Origin of the sequence: Pseudomonas sp. P97.38 (assembly GCF_001269745.1) — a bacterium.
GTDB classification, from domain to species: Bacteria; Pseudomonadota; Gammaproteobacteria; order Pseudomonadales; family Pseudomonadaceae; genus Aquipseudomonas; species Aquipseudomonas chlororaphis_E.
Genome location: NZ_LHVJ01000025.1, coordinates 23,508 through 42,597 on the forward strand (window position 1 = coordinate 23,508; position 19,090 = coordinate 42,597).

A 19,090-nucleotide genomic window follows, 5' to 3' on the forward strand; every position below is an offset into this window, starting at 1 on the left:
AAATGGCTTTTACCTTGCCTGCATTGCCCTACGCCTACGACGCCCTGGAACCGCACATCGATGCGCAGACCATGGAAATCCACTACACCAAGCATCACCAGACCTACATCAACAACCTCAACGCTGCGGTAGAGGGCACCGAATACGCCAACTGGCCCGTCGAGAAACTGGTTTCCAGTGTGGCGCAATTGCCCCAGGACCTGAAAGCCGCCGTGATCAACCAGGGCGGTGGCCATGCCAACCACTCGTTGTTCTGGGAGGTGATGAGTCCCCAGGGGGGAGGGCGGCCGGAAGGTGCCTTGGCCGAAGCGATCGAAACGCAACTGGGTGGCCTGGAGCGTTTCAAGGAAGCCTTCACCAAGGCCGCGCTCACCCGCTTCGGCAGTGGCTGGGCCTGGCTGAGCGTGACGCCGCAAAATACCTTGGTGGTGGAAAGCAGCGGTAACCAGGACAGCCCGCTGATGAATGGCAATACGCCGATCCTGGGGCTGGACGTGTGGGAGCACGCTTACTACCTGCGCTACCAGAACCGTCGGCCCGAATACATCAGCGCGTTCTACAACGTGATCAACTGGCCAGAAGTGGCGCGGCGCTACGAGGCCGCGCTAGGCGCTCATTCGCCTTCGTCGAAATAGTTGTTGATCAAGGTCACCAGGGCATCCATCGCTTCCTGCGCCTCTTCGCCTTCGGTGGCCAGGTGGATCTTGGTGCCCTTGCCGGCGGCAAGCATCATCATGGCCATGATGCTCTTGCCGTCGATCATGGTTTCAGGCGTCCGACCGACGCGGATAGTCGTGTCCTTGAACCGGCCTGCCACGCCAACGAATTTGGCTGAAGCCCGGGCGTGCAGCCCCAGCTTGTTGATGATTTCTATTTCCTGAGCAGGCATCGCGATGTGAATCCTTTAACTGAGGTCGCGGTGGCGAACCTGGACATTCTTCAGGGATTGTTGCAGGAGCTGACCCAGGCGTTCGGTCAGGTAGACGGAGCGGTGATGGCCGCCCGTGCAGCCAATGGCGATCGTGACGTAGGCACGGTTGCTGGCGGCAAAGCGGGGCAGCCACTTGAGCAGGTAGCTGGAAATGTCCTGGTACATCTCTTCGACATCCGGCTGTGCGGCCAGGTAGTCGATCACCGGTTGGTCGAGCCCGGACTGCTCGCGCAATTCCGGTTTCCAGTAAGGGTTGGGCAGGCAGCGCACGTCGAACACCAGGTCGGCGTCCACGGGCATGCCACGCTTGAACCCGAACGACTCCACCAGGAACGCCGTACCTGGCTCCGGCTGGTTCAGCAGGCGCAACTTGATGGTGTCGCGCAACTGATACAGGTTCAGGTTCGTGGTATTGACCTTCAGGTCCGCCAGGTCGGCAATCGGCCCCAGCAACAGGCTCTCGTCCTCGATGGCTTCGGCCAGGGAGCGATTGGCGTTGCTCAGCGGATGGCGCCGGCGGGTTTCGGAAAAACGCTTGAGCAGTGTTTCTTCATCGGCATCCAGGTACAAGACATCGCACTGGATGTGCCGGCTGCGCACTTCCTCGAGCAGGGCCGGGAAACGCGACAGGTGGCTGGGCAGGTTGCGCGCGTCGATGGACACCGCCACCAAAGGCTGCGCCAGCTCGGTATGGATCATCGCCCGTTCGGCCAGCTCCGGCAGCAAGCCGGCGGGGAGGTTGTCGATGCAGTAGTAGCCGCTGTCTTCAAGCACATTGAGGGCCGTGCTTTTACCGGAGCCGGAACGACCACTGACGATGATCATGCGCATGTTTAATGACCGTTCTGCTCGTCCAGGACAACCTGATACAAGGCTTGGTTAGTCGGTGCGCTGCGCAGTTTTTCGCGCACTTCCTTGCGGTCCAGCATGCTGGCGATCTGGCGCAGCAGCTCAAGATGCGCATCGGTCGCCGCTTCCGGGACCAGCAGTACGAACAGCAGGTCGACCGGTGCGCCGTCGATGGCGTCGAAATCAATGGCGGCCTCAAGGTGCAGCAACGCGCTGATGGGCGAGGTGCATCCCTTGAGGCGGCAGTGAGGAATGGCGATGCCGTTGCCAAAACCGGTGGAACCGAGTTTTTCACGGGCAACGAGGGCCTCGAAGACGTCCTGCATTTCCAGATCCGGCACTTCGCGGTGGATCAGGTTGGCGATTTGTTCGAGGGCTTTCTTTTTACTGCCGCCCGGCGCGTTCACCAGGGAACGGCCGGGGGTCAGGATGGTTTCTAGTCGGATCATGGATTGGGGGGGTTAACGACCGGTAGCGCCCTGGAGGAGGCTCTGGGTCTTTTCCTTATGCTTTTTGAGTTGGCGATCCAGCTTGTCGGTCAGCAGGTCAATCGCGGCATACATGTCTGTGTGCTCCGCATTGGCAACCACCTCTCCGCCGGGAATATGCAACGTGGCTTCGATTTTCTGCAGCAGCTTCTCGACGTTCATCGTGACTTGCACATTAGTGATCTTGTCGAAATGCCTTTCCAATCGGTCGAGTTTTTCGCCGATATAGGTGCGCAGGGGTTCGGTCACTTCCAGTTGGTGTCCACTGATGTTGACTTGCATACAGCTTCTCCTTCGTTGCCAGTGCATAAAGCGGCAGGCAGAAATGCCTGCCACTGGAACGCTGTGGCGTGGCCTGTTACATCAACCGCTTGCGTTCGCTCGAAGGTGCGATCCCGAGGGATTCGCGGTACTTGGCGACGGTACGGCGGGCCACCTGAATGCCTTGTGCCTCCAGTAAACCAGCGATCTTGCTGTCACTCAACGGCTTTTTCTGATTTTCCGCAGCCACCAGTTTCTTGATGATTGCGCGGATGGCCGTGGACGAGCATTCGCCGCCTTCGGAGGTGCTGACATGGCTGGAGAAAAAGTATTTCAATTCATAGATGCCCCGTGGGGTATGCATGAATTTCTGGGTGGTTACCCGGGAAATCGTCGACTCGTGCATGCCCACTGCCTCGGCAATGTCATGCAGGACCAACGGTTTCATCGCTTCGTCGCCGTACTCCAGGAAGCCGCGCTGATGCTCGACGATCTGGGTGGCCACTTTCATCAGGGTTTCGTTGCGACTCTGCAGGCTCTTGATGAACCAGCGCGCTTCCTGCAACTGGTTGCGCATGAAGGTGTTGTCGGCGCTGGTGTCGGCGCGCCTGACGAAGCCGGCGTACTGGGCGTTGACCCGCAGCTTGGGCACCGACTCCTGGTTCAGCTCGACCAGCCAGCGATCGTTGTGCTTGCGCACGATGACGTCGGGCACCACGTATTCGGGTTCGGTGGATTCGATCTGCGAGCCGGGGCGCGGGTTGAGGCTCTGCACCAGTTCGATGACCTGGCGCAATTCGTCTTCCTTGAGCTTCATGCGGCGCATCAACTGGCTGTAGTCGCGGCCGCCCAGCAGGTCGATGTAGTCGGTGACCAGTCGCTTGGCTTCGGCCAGCCAGGGTGTCTTGGCCGGCAACTGGCGCAGTTGCAGCAGCAGGCATTCGCCCAGGTTGCGGGCGCCGATGCCAGCCGGCTCGAACTGTTGGATCCGGTGGAGAACGGCCTCGATCTCGTCCAGCTCGATGTCGAGCTCGGGATCGAAGGCTTCCAGGATTTCTTCCAGGGTCTCGTCCAGGTAGCCCTGGTTGTTGATGCAGTCGATCAGGGTGACGGCGATCAGGCGATCGGTGTCGGACATCGGCGCCAGGTTCAGCTGCCACAGCAAGTGGCTTTGCAGGCTTTCGCCGGCGGAGGTGCGGGTGGTGAAGTCCCACTCGTCGTCATCGCTGCTCGGCAGGCTGCTGGCGCTGGTCTGGTAGACGTCTTCCCAGGCCGTGTCCACGGGCAGGTCGTTGGGAATGCGTTCGTTCCATTCGCCGTCCTCGAGGTTGTCCACCGTCGGGGCGGCTTCCTGGTAGGACGGTTCGGGAATCTCGGTGTTGGTCTTTTGCTCGACGTTGTCGGCCAGCGGGTCGGTGTTGTCGAAGTCGTCGCCTTCTTCCTGGCGTTCGAGCATCGGGTTGGACTCCAGGGCCTCCTGGATTTCCTGTTGCAGGTCCAGGGTCGACAATTGGAGCAGGCGGATGGCCTGTTGCAGCTGCGGCGTCATCGTCAGCTGCTGGCCCATTCTCAAGACTAGCGATGGTTTCATGGCAGGGGCTTAACACCTTATTCGCCGGCGCACATGCGCCATCCACTACAGGGCGCCGGAGCGCCAAACTTAAGCAAATTATATGCCTGAAACTGAAGTGTTTGCCTAGGGCATCACCATAATAAAATCAGCAATGCCCGCGGCGATTCGCCAGACACTTGTGCTTACAGGCGGAACTCATGGCCCAGGTACACTTCCTTGACCAGGTCGTTGGCCAGGATGGCGGCGGAGTCGCCTTCGGCGATCAGCTGGCCGTCATTGACGATATAGGCGGTCTCGCAGATATCCAGGGTCTCGCGCACGTTGTGGTCGGTGATGAGCACGCCGATGCCCTTGGCCTTGAGGTGGTGGATGATCTGCTTGATGTCGCCCACCGAGATCGGGTCCACGCCGGCGAAGGGTTCGTCGAGCAGGATGAACTTCGGTGCGGTGGCCAGGGCCCGGGCGATTTCCACCCGGCGCCGTTCACCACCGGACAGGCTCATGCCCAGGTTGTCGCGAATGTGGCTGATATGGAATTCCTGCAGCAGGCTTTCCAGTTCCTGGCGACGACCGGCCTTGTCGAGTTCCTTGCGGGTCTCGAGGATCGCCATGATGTTGTCGGCGACCGACAGCTTGCGGAAGATCGACGCTTCTTGCGGCAAGTAGCCGATACCGGCCTTGGCTCGGCCGTGCATCGGCTGGTGGCTGACATCCAGGTCGTCGATCAGTACGCGACCCTGATCGGCCTGGACCAGGCCGACGATCATGTAGAAGCAGGTGGTCTTGCCCGCGCCGTTGGGGCCGAGCAGGCCGACGATCTGGCCGCTGTCGATGGACAGGCTGACATCACGCACGACTTGACGGCTCTTGTAGCTCTTGGCCAAGTGCTGAGCTTTCAGAGTTGCCATTACTGGGCCTTCTGGTCGGTTTTCTTTTTGGGCTGGATCACCATGTCGATCCGTGGGCGCTGCTCGGTCACCTTGCTGCCGGTGGCGCGACCGGCGCTGGCCAGTTTCTTGTTGGTGTCGTAGACGATCTTCTCGCCCTGGGTGACGTTGTTGTCCTTGTCGACGACCTTGGCGCGGTCGATCAGAACGACACGGTCCTGGGAGGCGTGGTACTGGATGGTCACGCCATAGCCCTGCACGGGCTTGGTGTCGCCGGCGGTCTGCAACTGCTCGAAGTAGGCCAGGTTGCCGACCGAGGTCACCACGTCGATGTCGCCGGACTGGGTGCGCGTGATGGTCACGGTGTTGCCAGTCACTTTCATCGAGCCTTGGGTGATGATCACATCGCCCTTGTAGGTGGCTACGCCGTTCTTGTCGTCCAATTGGGCGTCGTCGGCCTGGATACGGATAGGCTGGTCGCGGTCGTTGGGAAGAGCCCAGGCGCTCGCGCTTCCCAGTGCTGCGCCCAGACTGAGCAAAATAGGGAGGGTTTTAGCGAGCTTCATACTGTCCTCTTACGTTCGATAGCAGGTGTATCCTGCTTTCCTTCAAATACGCCTTCATTCCCGTGCCGGTCGATACACCCCCGGCGCCGTCGATTCTAACGGGTTGCTCGGTCTGCGCATATTGTTGCTGCGGGAACACCGTCATGCGTGTGCTGGTGATGATGGTCGTGCGATTCTTCTCGTCGGTCCGGGCCACGCGCACCGAGTCGATCAACTCCACTTCGGTGCCGCCGGAATTGACTTCGGCGCGCTTGCTCTGCACGTGCCACGGAAACTCGGTGCCGCGGAACATGTTCAGGTCCGGCGTGGTGACCAGCGTAATGTCGGTTGCCTTGACGTGGTCGACCTTGTCGGCCGTCATTTCGTACTGCACTTTTCCGTCGGGCAGGTATTGCAGGGTGTGGGTGTTGGTCGCATACCAGTCGATCTTTTCCTCGACCACCGGCGCGGGCTGGTCGAGAAACCGTTCCGGGCTGATGTTCCAGTAGCCCACCGCCGCGAAAATCGCCGCGATACAGGCAAACACCACGATGGTGCGAATCTTCTTGCTCAGCATAATTGGCTCACAGGTACGCGGCGTTGGCCGCTTCGAGACGGCCCTGGGCGCGCAGGATCAGTTCACAGAATTCGCGGGCCGCGCCTTCGCCGCCGCGCGCCGTGGTCACGCCATGGGCGTGCTCGCGTACGAAGCTGGCCGCATTGGCCACGGCCATGCCCAGGCCGACGCGGCGGATCACCGGCAGGTCCGGTAGGTCGTCACCGAGGTAGGCCACCTGTTCATAGCTTAGGTTGAGTTGGCCCAGAAGTTCGTCGAGGACGACGAGTTTGTCCTCGCGCCCCTGGTAAAGGTGCGGGATGCCGAGATTCTTGGCGCGCCGTTCGACCACCGGGGTCTTGCGGCCGCTGATGATCGCGGTCTGCACGCCGGCGGCCATCAGCATCTTGATGCCCTGGCCGTCGAGGGTGTTGAAGGTCTTGAACTCGCTGCCGTCCTCGAGGAAATACAGGCGACCGTCGGTCAGTACGCCGTCTACATCGAATACCGCCAGCTTGATGGCCTCGCCGCGTTGCAACAGGTCTGTGCTCATTTACATGACTCCCGCACGCAGCAGATCGTGCATGTTCAGGGCGCCCACCGGACGGTCTTCGTCGTCGACGACCACCAGGGCGTTGATCTTGTGGTCTTCCATGATCTTCAGGGCCTCGGCGGCGAGCATCTCGGCGCGGGCGGTCTTGCCGTGGGGCGTCATCACCTGGTCGATGGTGGCGCTGTGGATGTCGATGGTGCGGTCCAGGGTGCGGCGCAGGTCACCGTCGGTGAAGATCCCGGCCAGCTTGCCGTCGGCTTCCAGGACCACCGTCATGCCCAGGCCCTTGCGGGTCATCTCCATCAGGGCATCCTTGAGCAGGGTGCCGCGCTGCACCTGCGGCAACTCCTGGCCGGCGTGCATCACGTCGTCGACCTTGAGCAGCAGGCGCCGGCCGAGGGCGCCGCCGGGATGGGAGAAGGCGAAGTCTTCGGCGGTGAAGCCCCGGGCTTCCAGCAAGGCCACGGCCAGGGCATCGCCCATGACCAGCGCGGCAGTGGTGGATGAGGTCGGTGCCAGGTTCAGCGGGCAGGCTTCGTGCTCGACATGCACGTTAAGGTTCACGTCGGCGGCCTTGGCCAGGGGCGAGTCGGGGTTGCCGGTGAGGCTGATCAACTGGATGCCCAGGCGCTTGATCAACGGCAGCAGCGTGACGATTTCATTGGTGGAGCCGGAGTTGGACAGGGCGAGGATGACGTCATCCCGGGTGATCATGCCCATGTCGCCGTGGCTGGCTTCGGCCGGGTGGACGAAAAATGCCGTGGTGCCGGTGCTGGCCAGCGTGGCGGCGATCTTGTTGCCGATGTGCCCGGACTTGCCCATGCCGACCACGACCACGCGGCCCTTGCTGGCCAGAATCATCTCGCAGGCGCGTACGAAATCAGCGTCGATATGGGGCAGCAAGCCTTGTACGGCTTCGAGCTCGAGGCGGATGGTACGTTGTGCCGATTGAATCAGGTCGCTGGATTGGCTCATGTCAGAAATCGTATAGCCCGATGAAAAGGCGGCGATTATAGCGGCAATGAACAATTCCCTCACGTAAGTTCGTCATGCTTTGTGTGAATGGGTCGCCCGGCCTGACACAAAGTGTGGTCTTTATCGGTGGATCCAGGCCGACTCGCCCCTGGCTTGGGCCTTGGGCGCAAGGGTGTTGCAGTGATATAGTTCGCCGCCGGTTCGGGTGCCCGGCGGTACCGGCGTTTGTCGGCAGGCCGGGGCATTCGAATGTGAGGCTGCATCGCAAGGAGTTTAGATGAGTGCCGACAACGCTTACGCGGTCGAGCTGAAGGGGCTGTCCTTCAAGCGAGGGACGCGCAGCATTTTCAATGACATCGATATTCGCATTCCACGCGGCAAGGTGACCGGCATCATGGGGCCTTCCGGGTGCGGCAAGACCACGTTGCTGCGGCTGATGGGCGCGCAGCTGCGTCCCAGTGCCGGCGAAGTCTGGGTCAATGGCCAGAATCTTCCCCAGTTGTCGCGCAGCGACCTGTTCGATGCGCGCAAGCACATGGGCGTGCTGTTCCAGAGTGGTGCATTGTTTACCGACCTGGACGTTTTCGAAAACGTGGCCTTTCCCCTGCGGGTCCATACCGACCTGCCGGAAGAGATGATCCGCGACATCGTGCTGCTCAAGCTGCAGGCCGTCGGGCTGCGTGGCGCCCTCGACCTGATGCCGGACGAGCTGTCCGGTGGCATGAAGCGCCGGGTCGCCCTGGCGCGGGCGATTGCCCTCGATCCGAAGATCCTCATGTACGACGAGCCTTTCGTCGGGCAGGACCCGATCGCCATGGGCGTGCTCGTGCGCCTGATCCGCCTGCTCAACGACGCGCTGGGCATCACCAGTATCGTGGTGTCCCACGACCTGGCCGAAACCGCCAGCATCGCGGACTACATCTACGTGGTCGGCGATGGCCAGGTACTGGGGCAGGGCACGCCCCAGGAGCTCAAGGACTCGGACAACCCGCGCATTCGCCAATTCATGAAGGGTGATCCGGACGGCCCGGTGGCGTTCCATTTTCCGGCCACGGATTACCGTACCGATCTGCTGGGGAAGCGCTGATGCGCAAGAAATCATTACTGGAAAGAATCCGCCTGTTTGGCCGATCGGGTATCGACGTGGTGGCCGTGCTGGGCCGTTCCTCGTTGTTCCTGATGCACGCCTTGCTGGGCCGCAACTCCACCAGCGGCGGTTTTGGCCTGCTGGTCAAGCAATTGCATGCCGTGGGCGTGATGTCCCTGGTGATCATCGTGGTCTCCGGGATCTTCATCGGCATGGTGCTGGCCCTGCAAGGCTTCAGCATCCTGTCCAGCTACGGCTCGGAGCAGGCCGTCGGGCAGATGGTCGCGCTGACCCTGCTGCGCGAACTCGGCCCGGTGGTGACCGCGCTGCTGTTCGCCGGGCGTGCCGGTTCGGCGCTGACGGCTGAAATCGGTAACATGAAGTCCACCGAGCAACTGTCCAGCCTGGAAATGATCGGCGTGGACCCGCTCAAGTACATCATTGCCCCGCGCCTGTGGGCCGGCTTCATTTCCCTGCCGGTGCTGGCGATGATCTTCAGCGTCGTCGGGATCTGGGGCGGTTCCTGGGTCGCGGTCGACTGGCTGGGGGTCTATGAAGGTTCCTACTGGTCCAACATGCAGAACAGCGTCGACTTCCTCGGCGATGTGCTCAATGGCGTGATCAAAAGTGCCGTATTCGCTTTCGTGGTGACCTGGATCGCCGTGTTTCAAGGCTATGACTGTGAGCCCACGTCAGAGGGGATCAGCCGTGCCACAACCAAGACCGTGGTGTACGCCTCGCTGGCGGTCCTGGGCCTTGACTTTATTCTGACCGCCTTGATGTTTGGAGATTTCTGATGCAAAACCGCACCCTGGAAATCGGTGTCGGCCTTTTCTTGCTGGCTGGCATCCTGGCTTTGCTGCTGCTGGCCCTGCGAGTCAGTGGGCTGGCGCCGACGGCAAGCACCGACACTTATAAACTTTATGCTTATTTCGACAATATCGCCGGTTTGACTGTCAGAGCCAAGGTGACCATGGCCGGCGTGACCATCGGCAAGGTCACGGCAATCGATCTGAACCGGGAGGATTTCACCGGTCGGGTGACGCTGCAGTTGGAAAAGCGCGTGGACAACCTGCCGACTGACACCACGGCATCTATCCTCACGGCTGGGCTGCTGGGCGAGAAGTACATTGGCCTCAGCGTAGGCGGGGAAGAAACCGTGCTCAAGGACGGCGGAACCATCCACGATACGCAGTCGTCCCTGGTGCTCGAGGACCTGATCGGTAAATTCCTGCTCAATACCGTTAGCAAAGACGCCAAATGAGGAGCTTTTGAATGATCTCTATCTTGCGACGTGGCCTGTTGGTGTTGCTCGCGGCGCTGCCGCTGATGGGCAACGCCGTGGCTGCGCCTTCGGCTCACGACATCATCCAGGACACCACCACCCGGTTGCTGGCAGACCTTGCCGCCAACAAAGAGAAATACAAGCAGGACCCGAGCGCGTTCTATGACGCGCTCAACGGCATCGTCGGCCCGGTCGTTGACGCCGACGGCATTTCCAAGAGCATCATGACCGTCAAGTACTCGCGCAAGGCCTCCCCTGCGCAGATGGCCCGCTTCCAGGAAAACTTCAAGCGCAGCCTGATGCAGTTCTACGGCAACGCGTTGCTCGAGTACAACAACCAGGGCATCACCGTCTCGCCGGCGAAGGATGAGAGCGGTACCCGCACCAGCGTCGACATGCAGGTCAAGGGCAACAACGGCGCGGTCTACCCGGTTTCCTACACGCTCGAGAAGATCAACGACGAGTGGAAAGTGCGCAACGTGATCATCAACGGCATCAACATTGGCAAACTGTTCCGTGACCAGTTCGCCGACGCGATGCAGCGCAATGGCAACAACCTGGACAAGACCATCGACGGTTGGGCTGGCGAAGTCGCCAAGGCCAAGGAAGTGACCGAAGAAGCCAAAGAGAAGCAGGAACAATGATCGAGCCGGTGAGTGAATCGGCCGTTCGTCCGGGCCAGGCCGGCGAGCTGATGCTCAGTGGTGTGCTGGACTATCGCACCGGCCCGGCCTTGCGCAAGCAGGGCCAGGCGCTGATCAAGTCCTCCGGTGCCGCCGAGGTGGTCATTGACTGCTCGGCGGTGCAGAAGTCCAGCAGTGTCGGCCTGTCGCTGCTGCTGTGCTTCATCCGGGACGCCAAGGCGGCCGGCAAGACGTGGAGCATCCGCGCGATGCCCGAAGACATGCGCGAAATAGCCCAGGTCAGCGAATTGACCGAGCTGTTGGCGCACCCCTGACCCACATCCGCGAAAAGCCCCCTGTCAGAGTCCTGCTACGCGGGGTTCGCAGGCGCGGGGCTTTTTTGTATGATGTGCGACCCGCGCGCACTGGGCGCCGATTGAGGTTGAGCATGCAGGCTGTAGAAGTTAAGAGCTTCCTTGAAGCAAAACTGCCAGGTACGCAGGTGGAAGTTGAAGGCGAAGGCTGCAACTTTCAGTTGAACGTGATCAGCGATGAACTGGCGGCATTGAGCCCGGTGAAGCGTCAGCAGCAGGTCTATGCCCATTTGAACCCATGGATCACCGATGGCAGCATCCACGCGGTCACTATGAAATTTTTCAGCAGCGCGGCCTGGGCCGAGCGCACCTGAGCCCAAGGGCGTCGAGATTCTTATGGATAAACTGATTATTACCGGCGGCGTTCGTCTTGATGGCGAAATCCGTATTTCCGGGGCAAAGAACTCCGCTCTGCCGATTCTGGCCGCGACCCTGCTGTGCGATGGCCCGGTAACCGTGGCCAACCTGCCGCACCTGCACGACATCACCACGATGATCGAGCTGTTCGGCCGCATGGGCATCGAGCCGGTGATCGACGAGAAGCTCGCCGTCGAGATCGACCCGCGCACCATCAAGACTCTGGTCGCACCGTATGAACTGGTCAAGACCATGCGTGCGTCGATCCTGGTCCTGGGCCCGATGGTCGCCCGTTTCGGCGAAGCCGAAGTCGCCTTGCCTGGCGGTTGCGCCATCGGTTCGCGTCCGGTGGACCTGCACATCCGCGGCCTGGAAGCCATGGGCGCGGTGATCGACGTCGAAGGCGGCTACATCAAGGCCAAGGCACCTGAAGGCGGCCTGCGTGGCGCGCATTTCTTCTTCGATACCGTCAGCGTGACCGGGACCGAGAACATCATGATGGCCGCGGCGCTGGCCAAGGGCCGCAGCGTGTTGCAGAACGCCGCGCGCGAGCCTGAAGTGGTGGACCTGGCGAACTTCCTGATCGCCATGGGCGCCAAGATCAGCGGTGCCGGCACCGACACCATCACCATCGACGGCGTCGAGCGCCTGCATTCGGCCACCTACAAGGTGATGCCGGACCGGATCGAAACCGGCACCTATCTGGTGGCTGCTGCCGTCACCGGCGGCCGCGTCAAGGTCAAGGACACCGATCCGACCATCCTTGAAGCGGTTTTGGAAAAACTCAAGGAAGCTGGCGCCGAAGTCACCTGCGGCGAAGACTGGATCGAAGTGAACATGCACGGCAAGCGGCCAAAGGCCGTTAACGTGCGGACTGCTCCGTACCCGGCGTTCCCGACCGACATGCAAGCCCAGTTCATCTCCCTCAACGCGATTGCCGAAGGCACGGGCGCTGTGATCGAGACGATCTTCGAAAACCGTTTCATGCACGTGTACGAGCTGCACCGCATGGGCGCCAAGATCCAGGTCGAAGGCAACACCGCCATCGTCACCGGCAACGAGAAGCTCAAGGGCGCGCCAGTGATGGCCACCGACCTGCGGGCCTCGGCCAGCCTGGTGATCTCGGCCCTGATTGCCGAAGGCGACACGCTGATCGACCGCATCTACCACATAGACCGTGGCTACGAGTGCATCGAAGAGAAACTGCAGATGCTCGGCGCCAAGATCCGCCGCGTACCGGGCTAGTTGGAAAGGCGCTGCTCAGGCACTTTCCGTGGGCGCAAGGACGCGTCCTTTGATTCGTTTCAAATCGAGGGTGTTTTCACCCTCGATGTGTGTCCGGCGCCGTTTGCGTCCGGGCACGAGTACCTTGATAAGGACTGACGCTTTCCATGTTGACCATCGCACTGTCCAAGGGCCGTATCCTTGACGACACCCTCCCGCTTCTGGCTGAAGCGGGCATCGTGCCGACCGAGAATCCGGACAAGAGCCGCAAGCTGATCATCCCCACGACCCAGGCCGACGTGCGCTTGCTGATCGTGCGTGCCACCGACGTGCCAACCTACGTTGAACATGGCGCGGCCGACCTGGGCGTTGCCGGCAAGGACGTGCTGATGGAATACGGCGGCCAGGGCCTGTACGAGCCCCTGGACCTGCAAATCGCCCGTTGCAAGCTGATGACCGCCGGTAAAGTCGGCGCGCCGCAGCCCAAGGGGCGCCTGCGGGTGGCGACCAAATTCGTCAACATTGCCAAGCGCTACTACGCCGAGCAAGGGCGCCAGGTCGATATCATCAAGCTGTACGGTTCGATGGAACTGGCGCCGCTGATCGGCCTTGCGGACAAGATCATCGACGTGGTCGACACCGGTAATACCCTGCGGGCCAACGGCCTGGAGCCCCAGGATTTCATCGCGGACATCAGCTCCCGGCTGATCGTCAACAAGGCTTCGATGAAAATGCAGCACGCCCGTATCCAGGCTTTGATCGATACCCTGCGCAAGGCAGTGGAATCGCGACACCGCGGCTGATACACCTGCGCGACTTCGGTCGCGCCCGTCTATCCGTGTCATAGCCAATTTTCTCAGGTGCCCACGCGAATGGACTGGTAGCTTAGGGCGCCTGAGCATTTGCCATTAATGAGGCCCTCGCTATGACCGCTCCCACTTCGATTCGCCGACTCAACGCTGCCGATCCGGATTTCGCACATCATCTGGATCATCTGCTGAGCTGGGAAAGTGTGTCAGACGACTCGGTCAACCAGCGGGTGCTGGACATCATCAAGGCCGTGCGCGAGCGTGGCGATGCCGCGCTGGTGGAGTTCACCCAGAAGTTCGACGGCCTGCAAGTGGCGTCCATGGCGGACCTGATCCTGCCACGCGAGCGCCTGGAACTGGCCCTGACCCGGATCACCGTGGCCCAGCGCGAAGCCCTGGAAAAAGCCGCCTCCCGGGTACGCGACTATCACGAACGGCAAAAGCAGGACTCCTGGACCTACACCGAGGCCGATGGCACGGTGCTGGGCCAGAAGGTCACGCCGCTGGACCGTGCCGGCCTTTACGTGCCGGGTGGCAAGGCATCCTATCCATCGTCGGTGCTGATGAACGCCATCCCGGCCAAGGTCGCGGGTGTGGCCGAAGTGGTGATGGTGGTGCCAACCCCGCGCGGTGAAATCAACGAGCTGGTGTTGGCGGCTGCTTGCATCGCCGGGGTGGACCGGGTGTTCACCATCGGCGGCGCCCAGGCCGTGGCTGCGTTGGCCTATGGCACCGAAAGCGTGCCGCGGGTCGACAAGGTGGTCGGGCCGGGCAACATCTATGTCGCCACTGCCAAGCGCCACGTGTTCGGCCAGGTGGGCATCGACATGATCGCCGGTCCTTCGGAGATCCTCGTGGTGTGCGACGGCCAGACCGATCCGGACTGGATCGCCATGGACCTGTTCTCCCAGGCCGAACACGACGAAGACGCCCAGGCGATCCTGGTCAGCCCCGACGCCGGGTTCCTCGACAAGGTCGCCGCCAGCATCGACAAGCTGCTGCCGACCATGGACCGCGCCGAGATCATCAACACCTCGATCAACGGCCGTGGCGCGCTGATCAAGGTCGATGACATGGAGCAGGCCATCGAGGTCGCCAACCGCATCGCTCCGGAACACCTGGAGTTGTCGGTCGCCGATCCGCAGGCCTGGTTGCCGAAGATCCGTCACGCCGGCGCGATCTTCATGGGCCGCCACACCAGCGAAGCCTTGGGCGACTACTGCGCAGGGCCCAACCATGTGCTGCCGACGTCCGGTACCGCACGCTTCTCGTCGCCGCTGGGGGTGTATGACTTCCAGAAGCGTTCGTCGATCATTTTCTGCTCCGAGCAGGGCGCGTCCGAGCTGGGCAAGACGGCTTCCGTGCTGGCCCGTGGCGAATCGCTGAGCGCCCACGCCCGCAGCGCCGAGTACCGCATTGTCGATGAGCTTTCCAGTGAAGGGCAGGGGAAACTGAAATGAGTAAATTCTGGAGCCCGTTCGTCAAGGACCTGGTGCCCTACGTGCCGGGCGAGCAACCGAAGCTGACCCGACTGGTCAAACTCAACACCAACGAAAACCCGTACGGGCCGTCCCCCAAGGCACTCGCGGCGATGCAGGCCGAGTTGAACGACAACCTGCGCCTGTACCCGGACCCCAACAGTGACCAGTTGAAGAATGCCGTGGCCCGCTACTACGGGGTACAGGGGAACCAGGTGTTCCTTGGCAACGGTTCGGACGAAGTGTTGGCGCACATCTTTCACGGCCTGCTGCAGCACGACCAGCCGATCCTGTTTCCGGACATCAGCTACAGCTTCTATCCGGTTTACTGCGGGCTGTACGGCATTTCGTTCGACGCGGTGCCGCTGGACGCGCAGTTCCGGATCGACCCGGCGGACTATGCCAAGCCGAACGGCGGGATCATCTTCCCTAACCCGAACGCCCCGACTGGCTGCCTGCTGGCACTGGACGCGGTGGAGCAGATCCTCAAGGCCAATCCGGCTTCGGTGGTGGTGGTCGATGAGGCCTACATCGACTTCGGCGGCGAAACGGCCATCCGCCTGGTGGACCGTTACCCGAACCTGCTGGTCACCCAGACCCTGTCCAAGTCCCGTTCGCTGGCGGGGCTGCGGGTGGGCCTGGCGGTGGGCCATCCGGACCTGATCGAGGCGTTGGAGCGGATCAAGAACAGCTTCAACTCCTACCCGCTGGATCGCCTGGCGAATGTCGGCGGTGCAGCGGCGTTCGACGACCGCGAGTATTTCGAGCAGACCTGCCGTCTGGTCATCGAGCACCGCGAATGGGTGGTGGCGCAGCTGCGGGCCAAGGGTTTTGAAGTGCTGCCGTCGGCGGCCAACTTCATCTTCGCCCGTCACCCCCGGCATGATGCGGCGGGTCTGGCGGCCAAACTGCGGGAGCAGGGCGTCATCGTGCGGCACTTCAAGCAGGAGCGTATCGCCCAATTCCTGCGGATCAGCATCGGTACCCCGGAGCAGAACCAGGCGCTGATCGACGGCTTGGGCGAACTCTAAAGCCCTAGGTCGGCCTTGTGGGAGCTTGCTCGCGAAAGCGCTGGCTCAGCTTGTAAAGATGTTGGATGTACCGGCCCCTTCGCGGGCAAGCCCGCTCCCACAGGCATTCGGATTGGCCGCAGGATCAACGTTCGCCACCCATCCATTGTGGGGCGAGCTTGCTCCCACAGGCTGTACATCAAGGCCTCATTCGTGATGGGGCTCGCCGAGGAAGGTCAGTGAGGTGAAAACACCACGGCTGGCAGCGTCCTGGTCGTCCTTGAGCGGGATCTCCATCTGGGCGGCGATGACATTCAACCCTTCGTTACGCACCAGTACCGTAGCCCGGCCGTCGGCGTCGGTTTCGGTGGATACGGTGTTCGGCGCGCTGCGGTAGTCGCCCACCAGCTTGACCCCGGCCGCCGGTTTCCCATCCAGCCACACCTGCACCGGTAGCGACTGGCCGGGGCCGACCGTCAGCGGATCGACTTGGGGCCGGATCAGGAACTTGATCGACTCCAGCTTCGGCAGCTTTGCCCCCGGCTGGTAGATGGCCAGGCTGTACTTGAAGGTGTGGGTCGACGCGATCGCCCCCGGTACTTTGCTGCGTCCTTCATTGACCCAGCGCTGGTCGGCCGTCTGCGACCACGGGCCGTTGTCCAGTGCCACCGCCAGCACCGCCGGCGGCTTGAGCGGTTGCAGGCGGGCATGGTCGGGCAGGCGTTGCACCGTGACGGGGATCATTTTGCCGGCGAGATCATAAGCCCAGGCGCCGCTGATTTTCTGGGCCTTGAACGCGTTGTCCTCGGCGCCATGGCCGTAGACCACTTCGATGTTGCCGCGCCGTTGTTCGGTCCACAAACCATGGGCCGAAGCCTGTGTTGCCAGGAGAAGGCCGAGCAGGGCGATTGTCTTGGGGTGTTTCATGCGGGGGTTCCTTTACAGGTCGAGGGTGAGGCTGACGGTGAAGTTGCGCGGCTCGCCGGGGTTGACCCAATAGTTGCTGTAGGCGCGTTCGTAGTTTTTTTCGTCGAAGACGTTGTTCAGGTTCAGACCCACGGTGACGGTCTCGCTGGCCTTGTAATGCGCCAGCAGGTCCACGGTGTGGTAGGCCGGCAATTGGAAGTCGCCGCCGGCTTCGCCTGAGCGATCGCCGACGTAGGTGAACGCCGCACCGACGTCCGAGCCCCGCAGTCGCCCATCCTGGAATTCATACACCCCCAGCAGGCTGCCGCTGCGCTTGGCAACGCCGAGGATCCGGCTGCCGGTGGGAATGGTTTCGTCACCTCGGGTCACTTCGGCATCGATGTAGGCGAAGGCGCCGATCACCCGGATGGCGTCGGCCAACTGCCCGGCAACTTGCAGGTCGATGCCCTGGCTGCGGGCCTTGCCCATGGCGCGGCTGGTGTCGGTGCCCGGGTCCAGGGCCAGGACGTTTTCCTTTTCGATATGGAATGCCGCCAGGGTGGTGCTCAGGCGCCCATCGAACAACTCGCTCTTGAGCCCGACTTCATAGCCGGTGCCTTCCTCGGGGGCGAAAGATTTTCCCTGGGCATCCAGGCCGTTGTTGGGCTTGAACGAGGTGGATGCATTGGCGAACAACCCGACTTCGGGTGTCAGTTGGTACAACAGGCCGGCTCGTTGTGTCAGGGCGTCGTGGCGTTGGCGCCGGGTGAGACGGGTGGTGTGATCGTCGATGTGCTGTTCGAAGTGTTCGTAGCGCATGCCGATCATGCCCCGCAACCGGTCGGTGAAGACGATCTGGTCCTGGAGGTTCAGCGCGCGGCTTTGCACGCGTTCGAAGAAGTCCGTGCCGGTGCGCAGCCCGTTGGGTTTTGGCTGACCGTAGACGGGGTGGTAGAGGTCGATGGGGTAAGCGCCCCCGTTGACGGTGGTGACGCGTTCGTTCTTGCGATAATCCTCGTACTCGCTGCCGATCAGCAGTTCATGCTGCCAGGGCCCGAGGTCGAACAGGCCGCGCAGTTCCAACTGGGTGATGCTGTCATGCCAGTCGTTGTCCCGCTCGCGGTAGCGGCGATTGACGGTGTGGCCGTCGGCATTCAGCGGGCGTGCTTCGGAGGCAAAGCCCCAGAGCTCGCCTTGCTTGTAATGACTGGCCAGGCGCACTTGCCACGCGTCGTTGAGCTGATGTTCGAGGGCGGCCTGGAGCATGTTGTTGTGGTTGTCGATGTCACCGTCGTTGGGTTCGCCCAGGAAAGTCGAGCGCGAAACGCCACTCCAGCGATTGTCCGGGGCGACGATGCCGCGGTCGAAGGTCGAACGGTGACGCACGATTTCACTTTCCAGCAGCAAGCGAGTGTCGGGGTTCAGTTGCCAACTGAGCGTGGGGGCGACGAAGACCCGCTGGCCGTCGACGTGGTCGCGAAAGCTGTGGTTGTCCTCGATCGCCAGATTGACCCGCGACAACAGGTTGCCCTCGGCATCCAGCGGTGTGTTGACGTCCAGCGCGGTGCGGTAGCGATCCCAGCTGCCGGCGCTGGCTTGCAGGGTGGTGAAGGCGTCTGGCTGGGGTTTCTTGGTGACGATGTTCACCGTGCCGCCGGGATCGCCGCGTCCATACAGGCTCGTCGCCGGGCCTTTGAGCACTTCGATGCGTTCGATGTTGGCCGTGTCCGGTGTGCTTGGGTAACCCCGGTTGGCGCTGAACCCGTCCTTGTAGAATTCCGAGGTGGTGAAGCCGCGCACGCTGTACTCGTAGAGCGTCAGGCCACCGAAGTTGTTCTGTTTCGACACGCCCCCCGCATATTCCAACGCCCGCTCCACCTGGGTGCTGCCCAGGTCCTTGAGCACGCTGGCGGGAATCACACTGATCGATTGGGGGATGTCGCGCAGGGCCGTGTCGGTTTTGGTGGCGCTGGCCGAGCGAATGGCACGATAGCCCTTGACGGGGCCGGAGGGCGATTCGTAATCGGAGGTGACGCTGATGGCGTCCAGTTCCAGGGGCTGGGGTTCTTCAGCGAAGGCTGGATCGCCCAATAGGCCGACGGCCAGGCTGACGAGGGAAATCCGTTTTAGAGATGACATGTTATGTTGTTCCAATTTCCTTAATTGAAACAATATAACACTACTAATGAGAATTTATGCTATCCATGATTTGCCACGAAATCGCAGGCTGCCAGGTTCTTCGTGGCAAGGGAGCTTGCTCCCGTTGGGCTGCGAAGCAGCCCGAGAGGCCATAGGATCAGTCTGAGGGTTCGAGGGGGC

23 protein-coding genes are annotated in these 19,090 nt (G+C 61.8%); 11 read left to right on the plus strand and 12 right to left on the minus strand.

Annotation, left to right across the window (positions count from 1 at the left end; translation table 11 throughout):
- Positions 1–2: 2 nt before the first annotated feature.
- On the plus strand, positions 3–635 hold the full coding sequence (locus tag AD664_RS20280; protein ID WP_053149122.1) for a superoxide dismutase: 633 nt from the start codon (positions 3–5) through the stop codon (positions 633–635).
- Here AD664_RS20280 and AD664_RS20285 read toward each other — a convergent pair.
- The 10 genes from AD664_RS20285 to AD664_RS20330 form a co-directional block, all read right to left on the minus strand.
- Entirely contained in the window at positions 614–889 is a 276-nt protein-coding gene (locus AD664_RS20285; protein WP_053149126.1) for an HPr family phosphocarrier protein, read from the minus strand. The genes AD664_RS20280 and AD664_RS20285 overlap by 22 nt on opposite strands.
- A 15-nt stretch (positions 890–904) precedes the next feature.
- Complete coding sequence (gene rapZ / locus AD664_RS20290) at positions 905–1,762, minus strand: RNase adapter RapZ (RefSeq protein ID WP_053149129.1); 858 nt, start codon at positions 1,760–1,762, stop codon at positions 905–907.
- Between the two features lie 2 nt (positions 1,763–1,764).
- The gene (gene ptsN, locus AD664_RS20295; protein ID WP_042729884.1) at positions 1,765–2,229 is read right to left on the minus strand and encodes a PTS IIA-like nitrogen regulatory protein PtsN; all 465 of its coding nucleotides are present in this window, start codon (positions 2,227–2,229) and stop codon (positions 1,765–1,767) included.
- Positions 2,230–2,241: 12 nt separating this feature from the next.
- Positions 2,242–2,550 carry a ribosome hibernation-promoting factor, HPF/YfiA family gene (gene hpf, locus AD664_RS20300; protein WP_003178005.1) on the minus strand — a complete coding sequence of 103 codons (309 nt, stop codon included), beginning with the start codon at positions 2,548–2,550 and terminating at the stop codon, positions 2,242–2,244.
- Positions 2,551–2,626: 76 nt separating this feature from the next.
- Entirely contained in the window at positions 2,627–4,120 is a 1,494-nt protein-coding gene (locus AD664_RS20305) for an RNA polymerase factor sigma-54 (RefSeq protein WP_053149132.1), read from the minus strand.
- 164 nt (positions 4,121–4,284) lie between these two features.
- Positions 4,285–5,010: an LPS export ABC transporter ATP-binding protein gene (gene lptB / locus AD664_RS20310; RefSeq protein ID WP_018614004.1), complete on the minus strand. Its 726-nt coding sequence runs from the start codon at positions 5,008–5,010 to the stop codon at positions 4,285–4,287.
- A complete protein-coding gene (gene lptA, locus AD664_RS20315; protein ID WP_042729882.1) occupies positions 5,010–5,555 on the minus strand; it encodes a lipopolysaccharide transport periplasmic protein LptA in 546 nt (181 codons plus the stop codon). The genes lptB and lptA overlap by 1 nt, the downstream gene beginning before the upstream one ends.
- Complete coding sequence (lptC, locus tag AD664_RS20320) at positions 5,542–6,111, minus strand: LPS export ABC transporter periplasmic protein LptC (RefSeq protein ID WP_042729881.1); 570 nt, start codon at positions 6,109–6,111, stop codon at positions 5,542–5,544. Before lptC ends, lptA begins: the two co-directional genes overlap by 14 nt.
- 7 nt (positions 6,112–6,118) lie before the next feature.
- Entirely contained in the window at positions 6,119–6,643 is a 525-nt protein-coding gene (locus tag AD664_RS20325; protein WP_053149135.1) for an HAD family hydrolase, read from the minus strand.
- Positions 6,644–7,618: a KpsF/GutQ family sugar-phosphate isomerase gene (locus tag AD664_RS20330; protein WP_042729879.1), complete on the minus strand. Its 975-nt coding sequence runs from the start codon at positions 7,616–7,618 to the stop codon at positions 6,644–6,646. It abuts the gene before it with no gap.
- Between the two features lie 277 nt (positions 7,619–7,895).
- Here AD664_RS20330 and AD664_RS20335 point away from each other — a divergent pair, with 277 nt between their 5' ends.
- The 10 genes from AD664_RS20335 (at position 7,896) to hisC (ending at position 15,886) form a co-directional block, all read left to right on the plus strand.
- Positions 7,896–8,705 (plus strand): ATP-binding cassette domain-containing protein, encoded by an 810-nt coding sequence (locus AD664_RS20335; RefSeq protein ID WP_042729878.1) that lies wholly within the window; start codon positions 7,896–7,898, stop codon positions 8,703–8,705.
- A complete protein-coding gene (mlaE, locus tag AD664_RS20340; protein ID WP_053149138.1) occupies positions 8,705–9,502 on the plus strand; it encodes a lipid asymmetry maintenance ABC transporter permease subunit MlaE in 798 nt (265 codons plus the stop codon). Before AD664_RS20335 ends, mlaE begins: the two co-directional genes overlap by 1 nt.
- Positions 9,502–9,969: an outer membrane lipid asymmetry maintenance protein MlaD gene (gene mlaD, locus AD664_RS20345; RefSeq protein ID WP_042729876.1), complete on the plus strand. Its 468-nt coding sequence runs from the start codon at positions 9,502–9,504 to the stop codon at positions 9,967–9,969. The genes mlaE and mlaD overlap by 1 nt, the downstream gene beginning before the upstream one ends.
- Positions 9,970–9,980: 11 nt before the next feature.
- A complete protein-coding gene (locus AD664_RS20350) occupies positions 9,981–10,634 on the plus strand; it encodes a phospholipid-binding protein MlaC (protein WP_042729875.1) in 654 nt (217 codons plus the stop codon).
- Between the two features lie 8 nt (positions 10,635–10,642).
- Positions 10,643–10,948, plus strand: coding sequence for a lipid asymmetry maintenance protein MlaB (locus tag AD664_RS20355; RefSeq protein WP_042729893.1), 306 nt, complete (start codon positions 10,643–10,645; stop codon positions 10,946–10,948).
- A 113-nt stretch (positions 10,949–11,061) separates the two neighbouring features.
- On the plus strand, positions 11,062–11,301 hold the full coding sequence (locus AD664_RS20360) for a BolA family protein (protein WP_042729874.1): 240 nt from the start codon (positions 11,062–11,064) through the stop codon (positions 11,299–11,301).
- Positions 11,302–11,323: 22 nt separating this feature from the next.
- Positions 11,324–12,589, plus strand: coding sequence for a UDP-N-acetylglucosamine 1-carboxyvinyltransferase (gene murA / locus AD664_RS20365; RefSeq protein ID WP_042729873.1), 1,266 nt, complete (start codon positions 11,324–11,326; stop codon positions 12,587–12,589).
- 146 nt (positions 12,590–12,735) lie between these two features.
- Complete coding sequence (hisG, locus tag AD664_RS20370; protein ID WP_042729872.1) at positions 12,736–13,371, plus strand: ATP phosphoribosyltransferase; 636 nt, start codon at positions 12,736–12,738, stop codon at positions 13,369–13,371.
- Positions 13,372–13,493: 122 nt separating this feature from the next.
- Positions 13,494–14,837 (plus strand): histidinol dehydrogenase, encoded by a 1,344-nt coding sequence (gene hisD / locus AD664_RS20375; RefSeq protein WP_053149141.1) that lies wholly within the window; start codon positions 13,494–13,496, stop codon positions 14,835–14,837.
- On the plus strand, positions 14,834–15,886 hold the full coding sequence (gene hisC, locus AD664_RS20380; RefSeq protein WP_053149144.1) for a histidinol-phosphate transaminase: 1,053 nt from the start codon (positions 14,834–14,836) through the stop codon (positions 15,884–15,886). Before hisD ends, hisC begins: the two co-directional genes overlap by 4 nt.
- Positions 15,887–16,072: 186 nt before the next feature.
- Here the strand turns inward: hisC and AD664_RS20385 are convergent, their stop codons facing one another.
- Both AD664_RS20385 and AD664_RS20390 read right to left on the minus strand, forming a co-directional pair.
- Complete coding sequence (locus AD664_RS20385; RefSeq protein WP_053149147.1) at positions 16,073–16,792, minus strand: DUF4198 domain-containing protein; 720 nt, start codon at positions 16,790–16,792, stop codon at positions 16,073–16,075.
- 12 nt (positions 16,793–16,804) lie between these two features.
- Positions 16,805–18,910 (minus strand): TonB-dependent siderophore receptor, encoded by a 2,106-nt coding sequence (locus tag AD664_RS20390; protein WP_053149150.1) that lies wholly within the window; start codon positions 18,908–18,910, stop codon positions 16,805–16,807.
- Positions 18,911–19,090 lie beyond the last annotated feature (180 nt).

Excerpts from the sequence above, each read along its gene's own strand:
- AD664_RS20280 (WP_053149122.1), top strand. The coding sequence starts at position 3 with ATGGCTTTTACCTTGCCTGCATTGCCCTACGCCTACGACGCCCTGGAA.
- AD664_RS20285 (WP_053149126.1), bottom strand. The coding sequence starts at position 889 with ATGCCTGCTCAGGAAATAGAAATCATCAACAAGCTGGGGCTGCACGCC.
- rapZ (WP_053149129.1), bottom strand. The coding sequence starts at position 1,762 with ATGCGCATGATCATCGTCAGTGGTCGTTCCGGCTCCGGTAAAAGCACG.
- ptsN (WP_042729884.1), bottom strand. The coding sequence starts at position 2,229 with ATGATCCGACTAGAAACCATCCTGACCCCCGGCCGTTCCCTGGTGAAC.
- hpf (WP_003178005.1), bottom strand. The coding sequence starts at position 2,550 with ATGCAAGTCAACATCAGTGGACACCAACTGGAAGTGACCGAACCCCTG.
- AD664_RS20305 (WP_053149132.1), bottom strand. The coding sequence starts at position 4,120 with ATGAAACCATCGCTAGTCTTGAGAATGGGCCAGCAGCTGACGATGACG.
- lptB (WP_018614004.1), bottom strand. The coding sequence starts at position 5,010 with ATGGCAACTCTGAAAGCTCAGCACTTGGCCAAGAGCTACAAGAGCCGT.
- lptA (WP_042729882.1), bottom strand. The coding sequence starts at position 5,555 with ATGAAGCTCGCTAAAACCCTCCCTATTTTGCTCAGTCTGGGCGCAGCA.
- lptC (WP_042729881.1), bottom strand. The coding sequence starts at position 6,111 with ATGCTGAGCAAGAAGATTCGCACCATCGTGGTGTTTGCCTGTATCGCG.
- AD664_RS20325 (WP_053149135.1), bottom strand. The coding sequence starts at position 6,643 with ATGAGCACAGACCTGTTGCAACGCGGCGAGGCCATCAAGCTGGCGGTA.
- AD664_RS20330 (WP_042729879.1), bottom strand. The coding sequence starts at position 7,618 with ATGAGCCAATCCAGCGACCTGATTCAATCGGCACAACGTACCATCCGC.
- AD664_RS20335 (WP_042729878.1), top strand. The coding sequence starts at position 7,896 with ATGAGTGCCGACAACGCTTACGCGGTCGAGCTGAAGGGGCTGTCCTTC.
- mlaE (WP_053149138.1), top strand. The coding sequence starts at position 8,705 with ATGCGCAAGAAATCATTACTGGAAAGAATCCGCCTGTTTGGCCGATCG.
- mlaD (WP_042729876.1), top strand. The coding sequence starts at position 9,502 with ATGCAAAACCGCACCCTGGAAATCGGTGTCGGCCTTTTCTTGCTGGCT.
- AD664_RS20350 (WP_042729875.1), top strand. The coding sequence starts at position 9,981 with ATGATCTCTATCTTGCGACGTGGCCTGTTGGTGTTGCTCGCGGCGCTG.
- AD664_RS20360 (WP_042729874.1), top strand. The coding sequence starts at position 11,062 with ATGCAGGCTGTAGAAGTTAAGAGCTTCCTTGAAGCAAAACTGCCAGGT.
- murA (WP_042729873.1), top strand. The coding sequence starts at position 11,324 with ATGGATAAACTGATTATTACCGGCGGCGTTCGTCTTGATGGCGAAATC.
- hisG (WP_042729872.1), top strand. The coding sequence starts at position 12,736 with ATGTTGACCATCGCACTGTCCAAGGGCCGTATCCTTGACGACACCCTC.
- hisD (WP_053149141.1), top strand. The coding sequence starts at position 13,494 with ATGACCGCTCCCACTTCGATTCGCCGACTCAACGCTGCCGATCCGGAT.
- hisC (WP_053149144.1), top strand. The coding sequence starts at position 14,834 with ATGAGTAAATTCTGGAGCCCGTTCGTCAAGGACCTGGTGCCCTACGTG.
- AD664_RS20385 (WP_053149147.1), bottom strand. The coding sequence starts at position 16,792 with ATGAAACACCCCAAGACAATCGCCCTGCTCGGCCTTCTCCTGGCAACA.
- AD664_RS20390 (WP_053149150.1), bottom strand. The coding sequence starts at position 18,910 with ATGTCATCTCTAAAACGGATTTCCCTCGTCAGCCTGGCCGTCGGCCTA.